The 19,004-nt window shown below is 65.4% G+C and carries 18 protein-coding genes; 9 read left to right on the top strand and 9 right to left on the bottom strand.

Annotated features, from left to right (window positions below; genetic code table 11):
* Positions 1-148: 148 nt before the first annotated feature.
* Positions 149-736, bottom strand: a complete 588-nt coding sequence (locus CAG41_RS22485) for a TIGR00730 family Rossman fold protein (RefSeq protein ID WP_085582857.1) — start codon at positions 734-736, stop codon at positions 149-151.
* 343 nt (positions 737-1,079) lie between these two features.
* Here CAG41_RS22485 and azu point away from each other — a divergent pair, with 343 nt between their 5' ends.
* Positions 1,080-1,526 (top strand): azurin, encoded by a 447-nt coding sequence (gene azu / locus CAG41_RS22480; protein WP_085630938.1) that lies wholly within the window; start codon positions 1,080-1,082, stop codon positions 1,524-1,526.
* Positions 1,527-1,726: 200 nt separating this feature from the next.
* Here the strand turns inward: azu and nadE are convergent, their stop codons facing one another.
* From nadE to CAG41_RS22465, 3 genes are all read right to left on the bottom strand, one after another.
* On the bottom strand, positions 1,727-2,554 hold the full coding sequence (gene nadE, locus CAG41_RS22475) for an ammonia-dependent NAD(+) synthetase (protein WP_085630936.1): 828 nt from the start codon (positions 2,552-2,554) through the stop codon (positions 1,727-1,729).
* A gap of 4 nt (positions 2,555-2,558) precedes the next feature.
* A complete protein-coding gene (gene pncB, locus CAG41_RS22470; RefSeq protein WP_085582851.1) occupies positions 2,559-3,782 on the bottom strand; it encodes a nicotinate phosphoribosyltransferase in 1,224 nt (407 codons plus the stop codon).
* A 118-nt stretch (positions 3,783-3,900) separates the two neighbouring features.
* Positions 3,901-4,812, bottom strand: a complete 912-nt coding sequence (locus CAG41_RS22465) for a LysR family transcriptional regulator (protein ID WP_085630934.1) — start codon at positions 4,810-4,812, stop codon at positions 3,901-3,903.
* A 198-nt stretch (positions 4,813-5,010) separates the two neighbouring features.
* Here CAG41_RS22465 and CAG41_RS22460 point away from each other — a divergent pair, with 198 nt between their 5' ends.
* The 8 genes from CAG41_RS22460 (at position 5,011) to CAG41_RS22420 (ending at position 15,078) form a co-directional block, all read left to right on the top strand.
* On the top strand, positions 5,011-6,501 hold the full coding sequence (locus CAG41_RS22460; protein WP_085582847.1) for an aldehyde dehydrogenase family protein: 1,491 nt from the start codon (positions 5,011-5,013) through the stop codon (positions 6,499-6,501).
* A gap of 156 nt (positions 6,502-6,657) precedes the next feature.
* Positions 6,658-7,941 carry an FAD-binding oxidoreductase gene (locus CAG41_RS22455; RefSeq protein WP_085707491.1) on the top strand — a complete coding sequence of 428 codons (1,284 nt, stop codon included), beginning with the start codon at positions 6,658-6,660 and terminating at the stop codon, positions 7,939-7,941.
* 369 nt (positions 7,942-8,310) lie between these two features.
* Positions 8,311-9,444: a branched-chain amino acid ABC transporter substrate-binding protein gene (locus CAG41_RS22450; protein WP_085582843.1), complete on the top strand. Its 1,134-nt coding sequence runs from the start codon at positions 8,311-8,313 to the stop codon at positions 9,442-9,444.
* Positions 9,445-9,684: 240 nt separating this feature from the next.
* Positions 9,685-10,599, top strand: a complete 915-nt coding sequence (locus CAG41_RS22445) for a branched-chain amino acid ABC transporter permease LivH (RefSeq protein WP_085582841.1) — start codon at positions 9,685-9,687, stop codon at positions 10,597-10,599.
* A 3-nt stretch (positions 10,600-10,602) separates the two neighbouring features.
* The gene (gene livM / locus CAG41_RS22440) at positions 10,603-11,904 is read left to right on the top strand and encodes a high-affinity branched-chain amino acid ABC transporter permease LivM (protein WP_085582839.1); all 1,302 of its coding nucleotides are present in this window, start codon (positions 10,603-10,605) and stop codon (positions 11,902-11,904) included.
* Positions 11,901-12,773, top strand: coding sequence for an ATP-binding cassette domain-containing protein (locus CAG41_RS22435; protein WP_085582836.1), 873 nt, complete (start codon positions 11,901-11,903; stop codon positions 12,771-12,773). Before livM ends, CAG41_RS22435 begins: the two co-directional genes overlap by 4 nt.
* Positions 12,770-13,486 (top strand): ABC transporter ATP-binding protein, encoded by a 717-nt coding sequence (locus CAG41_RS22430; protein WP_085582834.1) that lies wholly within the window; start codon positions 12,770-12,772, stop codon positions 13,484-13,486. The genes CAG41_RS22435 and CAG41_RS22430 overlap by 4 nt, the downstream gene beginning before the upstream one ends.
* A gap of 827 nt (positions 13,487-14,313) precedes the next feature.
* Positions 14,314-15,078, top strand: coding sequence for an SDR family oxidoreductase (locus tag CAG41_RS22420; RefSeq protein ID WP_085582832.1), 765 nt, complete (start codon positions 14,314-14,316; stop codon positions 15,076-15,078).
* 105 nt (positions 15,079-15,183) lie between these two features.
* On the opposite strand, the gene CAG41_RS22415 is transcribed toward CAG41_RS22420, so the two are convergent.
* The 5 genes from CAG41_RS22415 to ureE all read right to left on the bottom strand — a co-directional run bounded on the left by CAG41_RS22415 (position 15,184) and on the right by ureE (position 18,909).
* Positions 15,184-16,317: an AGE family epimerase/isomerase gene (locus tag CAG41_RS22415; RefSeq protein WP_085656601.1), complete on the bottom strand. Its 1,134-nt coding sequence runs from the start codon at positions 16,315-16,317 to the stop codon at positions 15,184-15,186.
* 182 nt (positions 16,318-16,499) lie between these two features.
* Complete coding sequence (locus tag CAG41_RS22410) at positions 16,500-17,072, bottom strand: HupE/UreJ family protein (RefSeq protein WP_085707490.1); 573 nt, start codon at positions 17,070-17,072, stop codon at positions 16,500-16,502.
* Between the two features lie 27 nt (positions 17,073-17,099).
* Positions 17,100-17,714, bottom strand: a complete 615-nt coding sequence (gene ureG / locus CAG41_RS22405; protein ID WP_085582826.1) for an urease accessory protein UreG — start codon at positions 17,712-17,714, stop codon at positions 17,100-17,102.
* A 23-nt stretch (positions 17,715-17,737) separates the two neighbouring features.
* Positions 17,738-18,412, bottom strand: a complete 675-nt coding sequence (locus CAG41_RS22400; protein ID WP_085707489.1) for an urease accessory protein UreF — start codon at positions 18,410-18,412, stop codon at positions 17,738-17,740.
* A complete protein-coding gene (gene ureE, locus CAG41_RS22395; RefSeq protein ID WP_085582821.1) occupies positions 18,409-18,909 on the bottom strand; it encodes an urease accessory protein UreE in 501 nt (166 codons plus the stop codon). Before ureE ends, CAG41_RS22400 begins: the two co-directional genes overlap by 4 nt.
* Between the last annotated feature and the right edge of the window lie 95 nt (positions 18,910-19,004).

The raw sequence follows: 19,004 nt of genomic DNA, 5'->3' as shown, positions 1-19,004 counted from the left end.
GCAAACTGGCCCGGATCGTATTCGCCCTGCTCAAAGGGCAAAGCGAATATGAACCAAAAGCAGGCTGAGGGCTTTGCCTCAACCATAGAATCTCCCACAGAGTCGGCGCCTTGCATGGCCATGGGGGAGCGACTCCTGGCGTGAAGCCTCACTTCGGCTTCTGGTCCACCCACTTGGGGGCGACGGTCGGCTGCCAGCGGTCGAGGGCATCGAGCAGTGCCTGCGGCGAGTCGCTGACCTGCAGCATGTCCCGGTGTGGCGCGCGGACGAAGCCTTCGCCGACGAGGTGATCGAGAAACGCGGTGAGCTTGCTGTAGAAACCGTTCACTTCCATCAGCCCCAGCGGCTTGCCGTGGTAGCCGAGCTGGCCCCAGGTCCAGACCTCGAACAGCTCTTCCAGGGTGCCGAGGCCGCCGGGCAGGGCGATGAACGCGTCGCTGAGCTCGGCCATCCGCGCCTTGCGGGCGTGCATGCCGTCGACCACTTCCAGGCGGGTGAGCCCCTTGTGGCCGATTTCCTTGTCCATCAGGGCCTGCGGGATGATCCCGACCACTTCACCGCCGGCCGCCAGTGCGGCATCGGCGACGATGCCCATCAGCCCGACGGCGCCGCCGCCGTAGACCAGGGTCAACTTGCGCTCGGCCAATGCCCGGCCGAGGGCGACGGCGGCTTCGGTGTACGCCGGGTCGGTGCCGGCGTTGGCGCCGCAAAATACACAAACGGAAGTGAGAGACATGCCTTGCTCCTGTGTCGATCAGTCGCACAGGGTAGCGGCAGCGGGGCCGCAGTCCAAGGACTAGACTTCGCGTTCCGGCGTTTCACAGGTACCGCTGGCACCGCAGGCGTAGGCGGCAAGCAGGCTGCGCAGCAAACCGTTAAAGAACATGATCGGCACTCCGTTTCAGTGGAATGGGCCGATCATAGGCCCGGGCCGTGGTTCTGGCCGGTAGATTGTTTCGATGAGTGTCATAGCCTGAAAGTTGTATACAATCTTTGACTCAGGTCATAGGAACTTGCGAAGATTTCAGGCAGTCTTCCAACCACTCTTGTTTCTGTTAACCCTGCCTTGGAGATTCACCATGTTTTCCAAAGTTGTTGCGGTATCCCTGCTGGCCCTGGCCAGCGGCCAACTGATGGCTGCAGAGTGCAAAACCACCGTAGATTCCACCGACCAGATGTCCTTCAACACCAAGGCCATTGAAATCGACAAGAGCTGCAAGACCTTCACCGTCGAACTGACCCACTCCGGCAGCCTGCCGAAGAACGTGATGGGCCATAACCTGGTGATCAGCAAAGAAGCCGACATGCAGCCGATCGCCACCGACGGCCTGGCCGCCGGCATCGACAAGAACTACCTGAAAGAGGGCGACGCCCGCGTCATCGCCCACACCAAGATCATCGGCGCCGGCGAGAAGGATTCGCTGACCATCGACGTGTCCAAGCTGACCGCCGGTCAAGCCTACGGCTTCTTCTGCTCGTTCCCGGGCCACATCTCGATGATGAAGGGCACCGTCACCGTCAAGTGACGGCCTAGGGACCGTCGGCAGCGACCGACGTTCAGGCCAAAAGAAAGCCCGCCGGGGATCGACTCCCCGGCGGGCTTTTTCATGTGTCCGACCGTTGACCGCGTCATCGTTCATCGCGAGCAGGCTCGCTTCCACAGGCTTGGCGTTGTCCTTGGGGGCGCGAGCCTGCTCGCGATGAAGTCAGCCGGATCGTTCGTCACTCACGGGGCAAACGGCATCACCCGCTTGTGGTGGGTCTTTTTGTAGGTGTTGACGATGATGTCGAACGCTTCCTGGCGCACCGGCTCGCCGTGCAGGAAGGCGTCGATCTCGACGTAGGTCACGCCGTGGGACGCCTCGTCCGGCTTGCCCGGCGCCAGGTCTTCCAGGTCGGCGGTCGGGATCTTCTCCACCAGCGGTTCCGGCGCGCCGAAGCTGCGGGCGATCGCCCGCACCTGGTTCTTCACCAGCCCGCTGAGCGGCGCCAGGTCGCAGGCGCCGTCGCCGAACTTGGTGAAGAAACCCATCACCGCCTCCGCCGCGTGATCGGTGCCGATCACCAGGCCATGGGCGGCGCCGGCGATGGTGTACTGGGCCACCATGCGCATGCGCGCCTTGGTGTTGCCGAGCACGAAGTCTTTCTGCACCGCTTGCTTGCCTTCGAACGCCGCCACTTCACCGGCCAGGGATTTCACCGCAGGACCGATGTTGACCGTGTGGCGCTCGTCGGGGTCGATGAAGTCCACCGAGGCCTGGGCGTCGTGCTCGTCGAACTGCACGTCGTAGGGCAGGCGCACGGCGATGAACCTGTAGCCGTCGTCGCCGCTGCGCTCGCGCAGCTCACGCATGGCGCGCTGGGCCAGCAGGCCGGCGGTCAGGGAATCGACGCCGCCGCTGATGCCCAGCACCAGGGTCTTGAGGCCGGCGTTGACCAGGCAGTCCTGGATGAAGGCGACGCGGCGCGCGACTTCCGCCTCGAGGGCCTTGTGGTCCGCGAACGGCGGCTGGACCTTGAGCTGTTCAGCAATCTCACGCTGTACGGCTTGCATGAATTCACTCCTTGCTAGATAGGCTGGAAACGGCAGGAACCTGGAAAACGTGTCGCAGGTAGGCGACGAAATTCGGGTCTTTGCAGTGGGTCTTGCCCGGCTCGTCGGAGATCTTCGCCACCGGTTGGCCGTTGCAGGCGGTCATTTTAAGCACGATGCTCATCGGTTCGACACCTGGAATGTCGCAGGTCAGGTTGGTGCCGATGCCGAAGCTCACGTTGATCCGCCCGTGCAGCGCCCGGAAGATCTCCAGCGACTTGGGCAAGGTCAGGCTGTCGGAGAAGACCAGGGTCTTGCTCATCGGGTCGATGCCGAGCCGGTGGTAGTGGGCGATGCATTTTTCGCCCCACAGCACCGGATCCCCGGAGTCATGGCGCAGGCCGTCGAAGAGCTTGGCGAAGTACAGGTCGAAATCGCCGAGGAACGCGTCGGTGGTGATGCAGTCGGTCAGGGCGATCCCCAGCAGGCCCCGGTATTCGCGCACCCAGCAGTCGAGGGCGGCGCTCTGGCTGTCGATCAGCCGCGGGCCGAGTTGCTGGTGGGCCATGATCCATTCGTGGGCCATGGTGCCCAGCGGCTTCATGTCCAGTTCCCGGGACAGGTTCACGTTGCTGGTGCCGACGAAGCGGCCGGGGAAGTCGTGCTTGAGCACGTTCACCACTTCTTCCTGCACGCGGTACGAGAACCGGCGGCGTGTGCCGAAGTCGGCCACCTGCAACTGCGAAAGCTCCTCGGTCGAGGCATTGGCGTTGAGCCAGTCGAACTTGCGGTACAGCTGCTCGCGTGCCAGCTCCAGGGTGATGTCGCGGTAACGGTAGCGGTTGCGCACTTCGCTGACGATCGCCAGCAGCGGCACTTCGAACAGGATCACATGCAGCCACGGCCCGCGCAGGCGGATGAACAGCTCGCCGTTTTCGATGCCGGTGTGCAGGTAGCGCAGGTTGAAGCGGAACAGGCCGAGAAAGCGCAGGAAGTCCGGCTTGAGGAAGGAAATGCGCTCCAGGAAGCTCAACTGGTCGGCGCTCAGGCTCAGCTCGGCCAAGCGCTCGATCTGGAAGCGGATCTCCGCCAGGTACGGGCGCAGGTCCTCGGCGTTGCGGCAGCGGAACTCCCATTCGACTTCGACGTTGGGGTAGTTGTGCAGCACCGCCTGCATCATCGTCAGCTTGTAGAAGTCGGTGTCGAGCAGGTTCTGCACGATGCGATCGGCAAACACACTCTCGCTCATAAACGGTCTCCGGGCGGGCCGTGCGGTGGCACGGCATCAATCGATGGCGCTAGTGGCGCACATCGGCGGCAGGAAACGCCAGCAAAATTTGCCGGCCGAGGCACGTTGCCGCGGCGGGTCAAGGCGCAAGCGGATCCGGGCTGTCGACCTGTTCCAGCATCCATTTCACGAAATCCCGCACCTTGGGCACTTCCGCCGCGTGCTCCGGGTAGGCCAGGTAGTAGGCGTCGGTGCTGGGCATCGCGTGGGGCCACGGGATGACCAGCTTGCCGTCGGCCAGCTCTTCCTCCACCAGGAACCTCGGCAGCAGCGCCACGCCGCAGCCGACCTGGGCGGCGCGGATGCACATATAGAAGGTTTCGAAGCGCGGGCCGTGGTAGCTGTGTTCGGTCTGGCGGCCCTGGCTGTCGAACCAGTCGTGCCAGGCCTGGGGGCGCGAGGCGTTCTGCAGCAGCACCAGGTCCGTCAGTTGCGTGGGGTCGGTGAACGGCGTGTCCGGCAGGCTGCCCGGCGCGCACACCGGCACCAGCTCTTCGCCGAACAGCTTCAGGCACTCGGTGCCGGGCCGCGAGCCCTGGCCGAAGTAGAACGCCAGGTCGCTGCGCCCTTGCAGCAGGTCGTCGGCCTCGTGTTCGTTGCACAGGTCCAGGTGGATCGACGGATGGCGCAGCCGCCAGCCCTTGAGGCGCGGCACCAGCCAGCGGGCGCCGAAGGTCGAGGGGGTGGACACCCGCAGGACTTCGGTCTCGCCGCCGTAGGAACGCAGGTAGTGGGTGGACATCTCCACCTGGGTGAGGATCTTGCGCACCTCCACCAGGTACAGGTCGCCGGCCGGGGTCATCTGCAGGCGCCGGCGCACCCGGCGGAACAGCAGGTGCTGCAGCAATTCCTCCAGTTGCGCCACCTGCTTGCTGACGGCGCTCTGGGTCAGGTTCAGTTCCTCGGCGGCCCGGGTGAAGCTCAGGTGCCGGGTCACGGCCTCGAAGCACTGCAGCGCGGTGATCGACGGCAGGTGGCGTTTGTTGAGCATGGGCAATCCTTTTTCTTGTGTTCTGGCCGGCATTCTCTGGCCGGCATTCTCTGGCTGGCATGACGCAGCATGAATAAACGGAATGATATCTCGCGTAAAGGTCGTTTGTTGCACAGCCGCCCTGAGGCTACAACTAAAGGCCTGCACGGCTGCTTCAGCGCGGCCGCCCACATTCAGTTTCCGCTTGAGGAGTGACCCATGGTTGCCGCATTGCTTGATCGTCTTGGTGTGAACCCGGCCCTGTACCAGAACGGCAAAGTGCCGGTGCATTCGCCCATCGACGGCAGCCGCATCGCCGCCGTGAACTGGGAAGGCCCGGCCGAAGTCGAGCAGCACATCAGTCGCGCCGATCATGCGTTCGCGCTGTGGCGCCAGGTGCCGGCCCCGCGCCGCGGCGAGCTGGTGCGCCAGTTCGGCGAAGTGCTGCGCGCGCACAAGGCCGACCTCGGCGAGCTGGTGTCGTGGGAAGCCGGCAAGATCACCCAGGAAGGCCTGGGCGAAGTGCAGGAGATGATCGACATCTGCGACTTCGCCGTCGGCCTGTCGCGCCAGCTGTACGGCCTGACCATCGCGTCCGAGCGTCCGGGCCACCACATGCGCGAGACCTGGCATCCGCTGGGCGTGGTCGGGGTGATCAGCGCCTTCAACTTCCCGGTCGCGGTGTGGGCGTGGAACACCACGCTGGCGCTGGTCTGCGGCAACCCGGTGGTGTGGAAGCCGTCGGAGAAGACCCCGCTCACCGCGCTGGCCTGCCAGGCGCTGTTCGAGCGGGTGGCGAAGAACTTCAGCGACGCCCCGGCGCACCTGAGCCAGGTGGTGATCGGCGGCCGCGACGCCGGCGAGGCGCTGGTGGACGACCCGCGCGTGGCGCTGATCAGCGCCACCGGCAGCACCCGCATGGGCCGTGAAGTGGCGCCGAAGGTCGCGGCGCGGTTCGCCCGCAGCATCCTCGAACTGGGCGGCAACAACGCGATGATCCTCGGCCCGAGCGCCGATCTGGACATGGCCGTGCGCGCCATCCTGTTCAGCGCCGTCGGCACCGCCGGCCAGCGCTGCACCACCCTGCGCCGGCTGATCGCCCACGAATCGGTGAAAGAGGAAATCGTCACCCGCCTGAAGGCCGCGTATTCGAAGGTGCGCATCGGCCATCCGCTGGAAGGCAACCTGATCGGCCCGCTGATCGACAAGCACAGCTTCGACAACATGCAGGATGCGCTGGAGCAGGCCTTGAGCGAGGGCGGCCGGGTGTTCGGCGGTCAGCGCCAGTTGCAGGAGCAGTTCCCCAACGCCTACTACGTGTCGCCGGCCATCGTCGAAATGCCGGAGCAGAGCGACGTGGTGTGCAGCGAGACCTTCGCGCCGATCCTGTACGTGGTCGGCTACACGGATTTCGAAGAGGCCCTGCGCCTGAACAACGCCGTGCCGCAAGGCCTGTCGTCGTGCATCTTCACCACCGATGTGCGTGAGGCCGAGAAGTTCATGTCGGCGGTGGGCAGCGACTGCGGCATCGCCAACGTCAACATCGGCCCGAGCGGCGCGGAGATCGGCGGCGCGTTCGGCGGCGAGAAGGAGACCGGCGGCGGCCGCGAGTCGGGTTCCGATGCCTGGCGCGCCTACATGCGCCGCCAGACCAACACCGTGAACTATTCGCTGGAGCTGCCGCTGGCCCAGGGCATCACCTTCGACTGAACCGTCGGTGAGATGACGATCCCCTGTGGGAGCCGGCCTGCCGGCGACGGCGGCGGGTCAGTCGACATCAATGTTGGCTGATGTGCCGCTTTCGCCGGCAGGTTGGCTCCCACATTCTGGACAGTGTGTTTGTTGGGTTTCTGTTGGAGTCTGGCAATGCCGTTACGCGAAGAATGTCTGTGGGAAACCCTCACGCCGCAAAGGCCCGACAACGCGGCGCTCAAGGGTGAGGTCAAGGTCGATGTGTGCGTGGTCGGCGCCGGGTTCACCGGGTTGTCGGCGGCCCTGCACCTGCTGGAGAAGGGCAAGCGCGTCTGCGTGCTCGAAGCCCACCGCGCCGGCCATGGCGGCTCGGGGCGCAACGTCGGGCTGGTCAACGCCGGCATGTGGATCCCGCCGGACGAGATTGAGGCCGGCTTCGGCGAAGCGGTGGGCAGCCAGCTCAACCGCATGCTGGGGGCGGCGCCGGCGCTGGTGTTCAGCCTGGTGGACAAATACGCCATCGATTGCCAGCTGCGCCGCGAAGGCACCCTGCACATGGCGCACAACGCCCGGGGCGAGGCGGACCTGCGCAGCCGCGAGGAACAATGGAAGCGCCGGGGCGCGCCGGTGGAACTGCTCACCGGCCAGGCCTGCGAACGGGCCACCGGCACCCGCAAGATCGCCGCCGCGCTGCTCGACCGCCGCGCCGGCACGCTCAATCCGATGGGCTATGTCACGGGGCTGGCCAAGGCGGTTGCGGGCCTCGGAGGGCAGGTGTTCGACCATTCGCCGGTCGTCCGGCTGGAACGGCAAGGGGCGAAATGGTCGGTGCAGACCGAGCAAGGCTCGGTGCTGGCCGAGCAGGTGGTGATCGCCTCCAACGCCTACACCGAAGGCGACTGGACTGAGCTCAAGCGCAATTTCTTCCCCGGCTACTACTATCAGGTCGCCTCGGTGCCGCTGACCGAGGACGCCGCCCAGGAAATCCTGCCGGGCGGGCAGGGCTCGTGGGACACCCGCCAGGTGCTGAGCAGCATCCGCCGCGACAAGGACGGCCGGCTGCTGCTCGGCAGCCTGGGCAACGGCAACCAGAAGCCGGCGTGGTTCCTCAAGGCCTGGGCCGACCGGGTGCAGCGGCACTACTTCCCCAACCTCAAACCGGTGGAATGGGAATGCACCTGGACCGGGCGCATCGCCTTCACCCCCGATCACCTGATGCGCCTGTTCGAGCCGGCGCCCGGCATCGTGGCCGTCACCGGTTACAACGGCCGCGGCGTCACCACCGGCACCGTGGTCGGCAAGACCTTCGCCGACTATCTGTGTAACGGAAATCCTCAGGCCCTGCCGATCCCCTTCGCACCGATGCAGCCTCTGGCGGGCGTGGGCCTGCGCAGTTGCCTGTACGAGGCCGGGTTCTCGCTGTATCACGCGGGCCAGTGCCTGCGCATCGTCATCTGAGTGTTGAAATTTGTTGCTCCACGCGGCGCTTTCCGGCGCAGCGACTAGCCTGTAATGGTGCGGGCCGTAGCAGTCCCGCACCAGCAGTGTGCAGTTCGGTGACGCGGGCTGTTACAGGTGGGTTGCACGTCGTTTGGCGCCGCGGTTGCAATGATGGCGCGCGAAGGTTGCGCCTCAAAAAAACCTTGGTTTCACCTTCCGCGGTTTAGACGGTTGCACGCCCAATGAAAATGGGAACGAAACAGTCGAAATAACAAGAAAGCAGCGACTTTTTGAAGAATAAAAAACCGATGGCACGGCCCTTGCTCTGAGCATTTCGTGAAGTGAAGTCGCAGTGCCAACTAAAAAAAAACCTTGGAGCACCACCTCATGTCCCAGACGTTTTACAAGAAAGGCTTCCTGGCCCTCGCAGTGGCTGCTGCGCTGGGTGTCTCTGCGTTTGCACAAGCTGATGTGAAGATCGGTGTGGCGGGCCCGATGACCGGCGCCAACGCGGCATTCGGCGAGCAGTACATGAAGGGGGCACAGGCGGCGGCGGACGCGATCAACGCGGCGGGCGGCGTCAACGGGGAGAAGATCGTGCTGGTCAAGGGCGATGACGCGTGCGAGCCGAAGCAGGCCGTGACGGTCGCCAAGGACCTCACCAACCAGAAGGTCGCCGGCGTGGTCGGTCACTTCTGCTCCTCCTCCACCATCCCCGCTTCGGAGATCTACGACGAAGCCGGCATCATCGCGATCACTCCAGGCTCCACCAACCCGCAGGTCACCGAGCGCGGCCTGAGCGCCATGTTCCGCATGTGCGGCCGTGACGACCAGCAAGGCATCGTGGCCGGCGACTACATCGTCGACGTGCTCAAGGGCAAGAAGGTCGTCGTGCTGCACGACAAGGACACCTACGGCCAAGGCCTCGCCGACGCCACCAAGGCCCAGCTGGAGAAGCGCGGCGTGAAGCCGGTGCTGTACGAAGGCCTGACCCGCGGCGAAAAAGACTTCAGCGCCGTGGTCACCAAGATCCGCGCGGCCGGTGCCGACGTGGTCTACTTCGGCGGCCTGCATCCGGAAGCCGGCCCTCTGGTCAAGCAACTGCGCACCGAAGGCCTGAAGGACGTGAAGTTCATGTCCGACGACGGGATCGTGACCGACGAACTGGTGACCACCGCCGGCGGCCCGCAGTACGTCGACGGCGTGCTGATGACCTTCGGCGCCGACCCGCGCCTGCTGCCGGACAGCAAGACCGTCGTGGACGCCTTCCGCAAGGCCGGCACCGAGCCTGAGGGCTACACCCTGTACGCCTACGCCTCGGTCCAGACCCTGGCCGCCGCGTTCAACGGCGCCAAGTCCAACAGCGGCGAGAAGGCCGCCGAGTGGCTGAAGGCCAACCCGGTGAAGACCGTCATGGGCGAGAAGGCCTGGGACAAGAAGGGCGACCTGAAAGTGTCCGACTACGTGGTCTACCAGTGGGACGCGACCGGCAAATACCACCAGCTGGAAAAACAGAAATAAGCGTCGGCCCGACCGGCTGATCCCCGCAGATCCCGTGTGGGAGCGAGCCTGCTCGCGATGACGGACCGACAGGCGCCAACGGTGCCGAATGTGAGGCCGTCATCGCTGGCAGGCCAGCTCCCACAGGGGGCGCGGGGGCTGACCGGTCGCGCCTGACCCTGCTCCGACGTAAATCTGTATTTTTCCTAGAAGAGCCGCGCGCCCTCGGGCGTGCAGGTTCTCACTGCGTGAGATTGCGTTATGGATGGTATTTTCCTGCAGCAACTGGTCAACGGCCTGACCCTCGGGTCGGTCTACGGCCTGATCGCCATCGGCTACACAATGGTCTACGGCATCATCGGCATGATCAACTTCGCCCACGGCGAGGTTTACATGATCTCCGCTTACCTCGCGGCGATCAGTCTGGCACTGCTGGCTTACTTCGGTATCGAATCCTTCCCGCTGCTGATGCTCGGCACCCTGGTCTTCACCATCGTGGTCACCGGGGTGTACGGCTGGGTCATCGAACGCATCGCCTACAAGCCCCTGCGCAACTCCACACGGCTGGCGCCCCTGATCAGCGCCATCGGCATTTCCCTGATCCTGCAGAACTACGCCCAGATCAGCCAGGGCGCCCGCCAGCAAGGCGTGCCCACGCTGCTCACCGGCGCTTGGCGGATCGACGTCGGCACCGGTTTCGTCCAGCTCACCTACACCAAGGTCTTCATCCTGGTGGCGGCGTTCATCGGCATGGGCCTGCTGACCTACGTGATCAAGTACACCAAGCTCGGCCGCATGTGCCGCGCCACCCAGCAAGACCGCAAGATGGCCTCGATCCTGGGGATCAACACCGACCGGGTGATTTCCTACGTGTTCATCATTGGTGCGGCGATGGCGGCCCTGGCCGGCGTGCTGATCACCATGAACTACGGCACCTTCGACTTCTACGCAGGCTTCGTCATCGGCATCAAGGCGTTCACCGCCGCCGTGCTCGGCGGGATCGGTTCGCTGCCTGGCGCGATGCTCGGCGGGATCATCCTGGGCATTTCCGAGTCGCTGTTCTCGGGCCTGGTCAACTCCGACTACAAGGACGTGTTCAGCTTCTCGCTGCTCGTGCTTGTCCTGGTCTTCCGGCCTCAGGGCCTGCTGGGCCGTCCTCTTGTGTCGAAGGTGTAAGCGATGTCTTCAACCACTGCCAAATCCATTGATGTGAAAAAGAGTGTGGTCGAGGCCATCCTGGCCGGCCTGATCGCCCTGATCGTGTTCGGCCCGATCGTCGGCGTCGTGCTCGACGGCTACAGCTTCAACCTGGAACCCACCCGCGTGGCGTGGATCATCGCCATCGTCATGGCCGGGCGCTTCGCCCTGAGCCTGTTCCTGCAGACGCCCAGGGGCCTGCGCATCCTCGACGGCTTCGAGAGCACCGGCTCCGGCGTGCACGTGCTGCCGCCGGACTACAAGTCGCGGCTGCGCTGGATCATCCCGCTGATGATCGTCGTCGCCGTGGCGCTGCCGTTCTTCTCCAACTCCTACCTGCTGGGCGTGGTCATCCTCGGCCTGATCTACGTGCTGCTGGGGCTGGGGCTGAACATCGTGGTGGGCCTGGCCGGCTTGCTCGACCTGGGTTACGTGGCGTTCTACGCCATCGGCGCCTACGGCCTGGCGCTCGGCTACCAGTACCTGGGGCTGGGCTTCTGGACCGTGCTGCCGCTGGCGGCGATCACCGCCGGCCTCGCCGGGTGCATCCTCGGTTTCCCGGTGCTGCGCCTGCACGGCGACTACCTGGCGATCGTGACCCTGGGCTTCGGTGAGATCATCCGCCTGATCCTCAACAACTGGCTGTCCCTGACCGGCGGCCCGAACGGCATGCCGGCGCCGCTGCCGACCTTCTTCGGCCTGGAGTTCGGCAAGCGGGCGAAGGACGGCGGAGTGCCGTTCCACGAGTTCTTCGGCATCGCCTACAACCCGGACATCAAGTACTACTTCATCTACGCCGTGCTGTTCCTGGTGGTGCTGGCCGTGCTGTACATCAAGCACCGGCTGGTCAAGATGCCGGTGGGCCGCGCCTGGGAAGCTCTGCGCGAGGACGAGATCGCCTGCCGCTCGATGGGCCTGAACCACGTGCTGGTCAAGCTCTCGGCGTTCACCATCGGCGCCTCCACCGCCGGCCTGGCCGGGGTGTTCTTCGCCACCTACCAGGGCTTCGTCAACCCGACCTCGTTCACCTTCTTCGAGTCGGCGCTGATCCTCGCCATCGTGGTGCTGGGCGGCATGGGTTCGACCATCGGCGTGGTGATCGCCGCGTTCGTGCTCACCGTCGCCCCGGAACTGCTGCGCAGCTTCGCCGAATACCGCGTGCTGCTGTTCGGCATCCTGATGGTGTTGATGATGATCTGGCGACCTCGGGGGCTGATCCGCATCAGCCGCACCGGCGTCACCCCACGCAAAGGTGCCATTCACTATGAGAGGGCTGCGCCATGAGTGAAGTCGTGCTCTCTGTCGAGAAACTGATGATGCATTTCGGCGGCATCAAGGCGCTGAACGACGTCAGCCTGAAGGTCAAGCGCAATTCGATCTTCGCCCTGATCGGCCCCAACGGCGCCGGCAAGACCACCGTGTTCAACTGCCTGACCGGGTTCTACAAGGCCTCCGGCGGCAAGATCGAACTCAACGTGCGCGGGCGGCAGACCAACGTCATCCAATTGCTGGGCGAGTCGTTCAAGCCGACCGACTTCGTCTCGCCGAAGACCTTCGCCAGCCGCCTGTACTACAAGATGTTCGGCGGCACCCACCTGGTGAACCGCGCAGGCCTGGCCCGCACCTTCCAGAACATCCGCCTGTTCAAGGAGATGTCGGTGCTGGAGAACCTGCTGGTGGCCCAGCACATGTGGGTCAACCGCAACATGCTGTCCGGCATCCTCAACACCAAGGGCTACCGCAAGGCCGAGAGCGACGCGCTGGACTGCGCGTTCTACTGGCTCGAAGTGGTGGATCTGGTGGACTGCGCCAACCGTCTGGCCGGCGAGCTGTCCTACGGCCAGCAGCGCCGCCTGGAGATCGCCCGGGCCATGTGCACGCGGCCGCAGATCATCTGCCTCGACGAACCGGCCGCCGGCCTCAACCCTCAGGAAACCGAAGCGCTGAGCGCGATGATCCGGCTGCTGCGCGACGAGCACGATCTGACCGTGGTGCTGATCGAACACGACATGGGCATGGTGATGAGCATTTCCGACCACATTGTGGTGCTGGACCACGGCGTGGTGATCGCCGAGGGCGGCCCTGAAGACATCCGTCACGATCCGAAAGTGATTGCCGCCTACCTGGGCGCCGACGAAGAGGAAGTGGTATGAGCCGACCGATCCTCGAACTCAAGGACCTGAACGTGTACTACGGGCCGATCCAGGCCCTCAAGGGCGTTTCGCTGCACATCAACGAAGGGGAGACGGTCAGCCTGATCGGCTCCAACGGCGCCGGCAAGTCCACCCTGCTGATGTCGATCTTCGGCCAGCCCCGGGCGGAGTCCGGGCAGATCCTCTACCAGGGCGTGGACATCACCCACAAGTCGTCCCACTACATCGCCTCCAACGGCATCGCGCAGTCGCCGGAAGGGCGGCGGGTGTTCCCCGACATGACCGTCGAGGAAAACCTGCTGATGGGCACCATCCCGATCGGCGACAAGCATGCCAAGGAAGACATGCAGCGCATGTTCGAGCTGTTCCCGCGGCTCGAGGAGCGGCGCAGCCAGCGGGCCATGACCATGTCCGGCGGCGAGCAGCAGATGCTCGCCATCGCCCGCGCGCTGATGAGCCGGCCCAAGCTGTTGCTGCTCGACGAGCCGAGCCTGGGCCTGGCGCCGATCGTGGTGAAGCAGATCTTCGCCACCCTGCGCGAACTGGCGAAGACCGGCATGACCATCTTCCTGGTCGAGCAGAACGCCAACCACGCGTTGAAGCTGTCCGACCGGGCGTACGTGATGGTCAACGGCGAGATCCGCCTCAGCGGCACCGGCCAGGAACTGCTGGTGAACGAGGAGGTGCGCAACGCCTACCTGGGCGGGCACTGAGTTTTCCACAGCAAGACAGAGCCCCGGGTCGCAAGCCCCGGGGCTTTTTCATGCCCGGACGGTGCCTTGAACCCTGTGGGAGCGAGCCTGCTCGCGATGGCGGCGGCACATTCGACCTCGCAGGTCGCTGACGCGAGCAGGTTCGCTCCCGCAGTTGACTTTCGATGACGCCTCAATTGTGGAAAACCAAAATCCCAACCTCCCGAAGCGCGACATAAAGACGCTGCAAACGGCTGTTTTTGCACAGTTTTGACTTGTCCCCACCGGCTGTGGAACCGGCTGTGCATAACGTGGGAGTAGCTGGCTGAAAGCCTTTTAAACCGTGGCTTGCAGCTCGATGGGTGTTTTTTGATCAGCGATTTTTTGCTGGGGCGATGACCCGTTTGTCAACCTTTTTGTCAGCCCGGCAAAGGGCCCGTCGGGGTGTGCGCAAGCCTGTGGATAACTTTGTGGGCAATCTCTGGAAAGACGCCGCAGAGGGCCGTGGTTACTGGCCTCGCGCAATCATGGTAGTGACCGGGCGGTCGTGCAGGATGCCCGATGCGGCACAAGTGCTTGTCCAGGGTCAAGGGAAAAACTTTGCATTTGGCCCGCAAAGCCTTGTGCGGCGTGGCTTTGCGCCGGATCAGTTGCCCCCGGAAACTGTGGAAGGGATTGTGGATAACGTGCGGGCATCCGGCTACAGGCCACGACGGCTGGGGTGTTCAGGCGATTGAGCGTTTTTTGTACAGGGAGTGGAGGTTGCCCACAGGGTAAAGGCCGGGCATGCTGCCCGCTGATTGTCCATTCCAAGGGCCGCCCACGGCGGCCGAAGCAAGGAGAACACGATGTCCAACACCCTGTTTATCACCGGCGCGACCTCCGGTTTCGGCGAAGCCTGCGCCCGACGTTTTGCCGAGGCCGGCTGGAAACTGGTGCTGACCGGCCGTCGTGAAGAACGCCTCAAGGCCCTGTGCGCAGAGTTGTCGAAACAGACCGAAGTGCACGGCCTGGTGCTGGACGTGCGCGACCGCAAGGCCATGGAAGAGGCGATCGCCAACCTGCCGCCGTCCTTCGCCACTCTGCGCGGCCTGATCAACAACGCCGGGCTGGCGCTGGGCGTGGATCCGGCACCCAAGTGCGACCTCGACGACTGGGACACCATGGTCGACACCAACGTCAAAGGCCTGATGTACAGCACCCGGCTGCTGCTGCCGCGCCTGATCGCCCACGGCCGCGGCGCGGGCATCGTCAACCTCGGCTCCATCGCCGGCAACTACCCGTACCCGGGCAGCCATGTGTACGGCGCGACCAAGGCGTTCGTGAAGCAGTTTTCCCTGAACCTGCGCTGCGACCTGCAAGGCACCGGCGTGCGCGTGAGCAACATCGAGCCGGGCCTGTGCGAAAGCGAGTTCTCGCTGGTGCGCTTCGCCGGTGACCAGGCGCGCTACGACGCCACCTACGCCGGCGCCGAGCCGATCCAGCCGCAGGACATCGCCGAGACCATCTTCTGGGTGCTCAACGCGCCGGCGCACATCAACATCAACCGTCTGGAGCTGATGCCGGTGAGCCAGAGCTGGGCCGGGTTCGCCATCGAGCGCAACAAGGCTTAAGACCGCGTCATCGTTCTATTCGCGAGCAGGCTCGCTCCCACATGAGGTCTTCGGTGTCGAAGATCCGGTGTGGGAGCGAGCCTGCTTGCGATAGAGGACTGAACGTCAGCGCAGATAGTCGGCCAGCCCGCGGTAGCAGGTCGCCAGGTGATACGGCGTGGTGGACGGCATGTCCTTGCGGCTGACGTCGCCGTCGGCGTCGCGGCACTCGTGCCAGCCGCCCTCATGCAGGAAGCGTTGCTGCAATGCCTGCAACTGGCGCAGCACCGCCGCTTCGCCGTCCGCCCGCAAGGTCAGCGCCCGCAGGTATTCGGCCTGGGCCCAGATGCGCTGGGTCGAGTCCTTCGCGGGACGTTCCGGCAGCGGATCCAGCATCGCCAGCACAGCGCCGGTGGCGGGTTCCACGCCGTGCCGTTCGGTGAACGCGAACGACTGTTCCAGCGCGCCATGCAGCTTCGAGCCACGCAGCAGCGGCGAAGAGGCGAGCAGGAAATACCACTCGAACTGATGCCCCGGCTCATACCAGTTATCCACAGCGCCCAGCGGCTTCTCCAGCAGCACACTCTGCTGCGGGTCGATGAAGCGCGCGTGCATGGCTGTGCACAACTCGGTCAGCGCCTGCCGCACGGCGGCGTCTTCACGCACGGCCAAGGTGGCGAGGAACGCTTCGGCCAGGTGCATCAGCGGGTTCTGCAGCGGGCCGGTCTCCAGGGTGATCCAGTCCGGTTCGAGGCAGGCTTCGTAGAGGCCGTCACCGGTGGCGAAGCGCCGGGCGATGATTTCCAGGGCGGCGTCGAGGGTCGATTCCACCAGCGGTTCGCGCACCTTGTCCCAGTAATGGGCGCAGGCGAACAGGATGAACGCGTGGGTGTAGAGGTCCTTGCGCCGATCCAGCGGTTTGCCCTGCGGGTCGATGCTGTAGAACCAGCCGCCGTGCTCGGCGTCGTGGAAGTGCCGCTGCAGCGAGCGGAACAGCGCCGCTGCACGGGCTTCGGCGCCCTCGACCTGGCCGATCAGGCCGGCGAACAGGTACAGCTGCCGTGCGCAGGCCATCGCCCGGTAGCGCTGCGGCGGCATTGGGTTGTGCGCGGCGTCCAGCGCCTCGAAGGGCAGCGCCAGGTCGGCGTTCCAGCCAGGGCCTTGCCAGAGCGGCACGATCACGTCGAGAAAGTGCTGTTGTACCTGACCGAACAGGGCGGTCAATTCAGGCAGGGAGGCGGAACGGGAAGCTTGCGGCATGGGCGGACGTCGTCACGGCTGGGGCGATTGCGCGACATGGTAGCAGAGAGCTCGGCCTGAGTTGCGCGGTGTCTGTCAGGCCGCCTTCGCCAGCAGGGCTGGCTCCCGCATGGGTTCAGCGCAAGCCCGAAACCTGTGGGAGCCAGCCCTGCTGGCGATGAGGCCCAATCCGGCCGCTAGGATCAACCCGCCAACAGCCACGCTCCGGTCGCCGCCGACGCCGCACCCGCCAGCCGCACCAGCGGCGCCGCGGCCTGAGGCAGCGCGCGCACCACGCCATAGCCCGCCGCATGCAGCGCCGCCGTCGCCACGACGAAGCCGGTGGCATACGCCCATGGGCTCGACATGTCCGGCAGTTCCAGCCCATGGGCCACGCCATGGAACAGGGCGAACAGCGCCGTCGCTGCCACCGCCATCACCAGCGGCGGACGCACCGCCAGCGCCACGGCCAGGCCGAGCGCCAGCACCGAGGCGGCGATGCCGCTTTCCAGCGCCGGCAGTTTCAGGCCTTCGAAGCCGAGCAGGCCGCCGATCAGCATGGTGCCGACGAAGGTGCACGGCAGTGCCCAGCGGGCCGCGCCCCGTTGCTGGGCGGCCCACAGGCCGACGGCCAGCATCGCGAGCAAATGGTCGAGGCCCCCGATGGGGTGACTGATGCCGGCCACCAGGCCGCTGTCGCCGTGGCCCGGATGGGCGAAGGCCAGGGCCGGGGCGAGCAGCAGGGCTGCGGCAGCGAAAATGCGTTTGAGCGTCATGGATAAGCTTCCTTGTCGTTGAATGAGTCAGGCCGCCGTCAGCAGCCCTTGGCGTTCGATGAAGGCGATGATCTCCTCAAGGCCCTGGCCGGTCTTCTGGTTGCTGAACACGAACGGCTTGCCGTTGCGCATCCGCTGGGTGTCGCTGTTCATCATCTCCAGCGAAGCGCCGACCAGCGGCGCCAGGTCGATCTTGTTGATCACCAGCAGGTCGGACTTGCAGATCCCGGGGCCGCCCTTGCGCGGCAGCTTGTCGCCGGCCGAGACGTCGATCACGTAAATAGTCAGGTCCGACAGCTCCGGGCTGAACGTGGCGGACAGGTTGTCGCCGCCGGATTCCACCAGGATCAGGTCCAGCCCCGGAAAGCGCCGGTTCAGCTGATCCACCGCTTCGAGGTTGATCGAGGCGTCCTCGCGGATCGCCGTGTGCGGGCAGCCGCCGGTCTCCACGCCGATGATGCGTTCCGGTGCCAGCGCCTGGTTGCGCACCAGGAAATCGGCGTCTTCGCGGGTATAGATGTCGTTGGTGACCACGGCCAGGTTGTAGCGCTCGCGCAGGGCCAGGCACAGGGCCAGGGTCAGGGCGGTCTTGCCGGAGCCCACCGGGCCGCCGATGCCGACGCGCAAAGGTTGTGTGTTCATGCGGTTCTCCAAATTGAAAGGCCCTAGGAACGGAACAGACGGCTGTACTGGCGCTCATGGGCCATGCACGCCAGGGACAGGCCGAACGCGGCGCTGCCGAGGCGTTCGGGGTCGATGCGGGTGGCGTCCTGCTGGGCCTGTTGCAGCAGCGGCAGCAGTTCGCTGGTCAGGCGCTGGGCGGCTTGCTGGCCCAGCGGCAGGGTTTTCATCAATACCGCCAGCTGGTTTTCCAGCCAGGCCCACAGCCACGCGGCGAGTGCGTCCTGGGGGCTGATCCGCCAGGCGCGGGCGGCCAAGGCCCAGCCCAGGGCCAGGTGCGGTTCGGCGCAGCGCTCGAGCACGATCCGGGCCGGGGCATCCAGCTCCGGCAGGCCGCTGAGCAATTGCTGCAGCGAATAGCCCATCTGCCGGCTCTCCAGGTGCAGCTCGCGAGTCTCGCGGCTGGCGCGGTGGGCGTCGCCAAGGTGCAGCAGGTCGTCCCAGCGTTCGTCGGCGGCGGCCTGGCAGTGGGCGAGCAGCAGCGGCGCCTCGAACCGGGCGAGGTTCAGCAGCAGTTGGTCGCCGATCCAGCGCCGGGCGCTGTCGGGGCTGTCGACACGGCCGTTGTCCACCGCCATTTCCAGCCCTTGGGAATAGCTGTAGCCGCCGATCGGCAACTGCGGGCTGGCCAGGCGCAGCAGCGCCCAGGCCGGGTTCACAGGCGCACGCCGAACTGGTGGAGTTTCGGCGCGTAGTTGAAGTCCGCGTCACCGTGGTGCGAATGGTGATGGCCGCCGCCGTAGGCGCCGTGCTCCGGCTGGAATGGCGCTTCGATGGCCTGGACCTGTGCGCCGAGCTGTTCGAGCATGGCCTTGAGCACGTAGTCGTCGAGCAGGCGCAGCCAGCCGTCGCCTACTTGCAGGGCGACATGACGGTTGCCCAGGTGATAGGCCGCGCGGGTCAGTTCGAAGGCGCTGGCGCAGGTGACGTGCAGCAGTTGTTCGGGGCGGGCGCAGACCCGCACGATCCTGCCGTCCTGGGCCTCCAGGCATTCGCCGTCGTGCAGCGGCGGCTGGCCGCGCTCCAGGAACAGCCCGACGTCCTCGCCGTCGGCACTGAAACAGCGCAGGCGGCTCTTGCTGCGGGCCTCGAAGGTCAGGTGCAGCTCGGCGGCCCAGGCGGGCTGAGGGGCGATTCGGCGATGGATCACCAGCATTGGAGCGCTTCCGGCAGTGGACAATGCTCAGGCTAGAGCAAGGGGCTTGCCAATCGGCCGAGGCGTAGGAAAACCCTGTCGGAGCGTAGTGGATG

Origin of the sequence: Pseudomonas sp. B35(2017) (genome assembly GCF_002113645.1) — a bacterium.
GTDB lineage: Bacteria > Pseudomonadota > Gammaproteobacteria > Pseudomonadales > Pseudomonadaceae > Aquipseudomonas > Aquipseudomonas ekonensis.
Note: the sequence above shows the minus strand (reverse complement) of the source record. Positions and strands in the feature narration are given on the sequence as shown.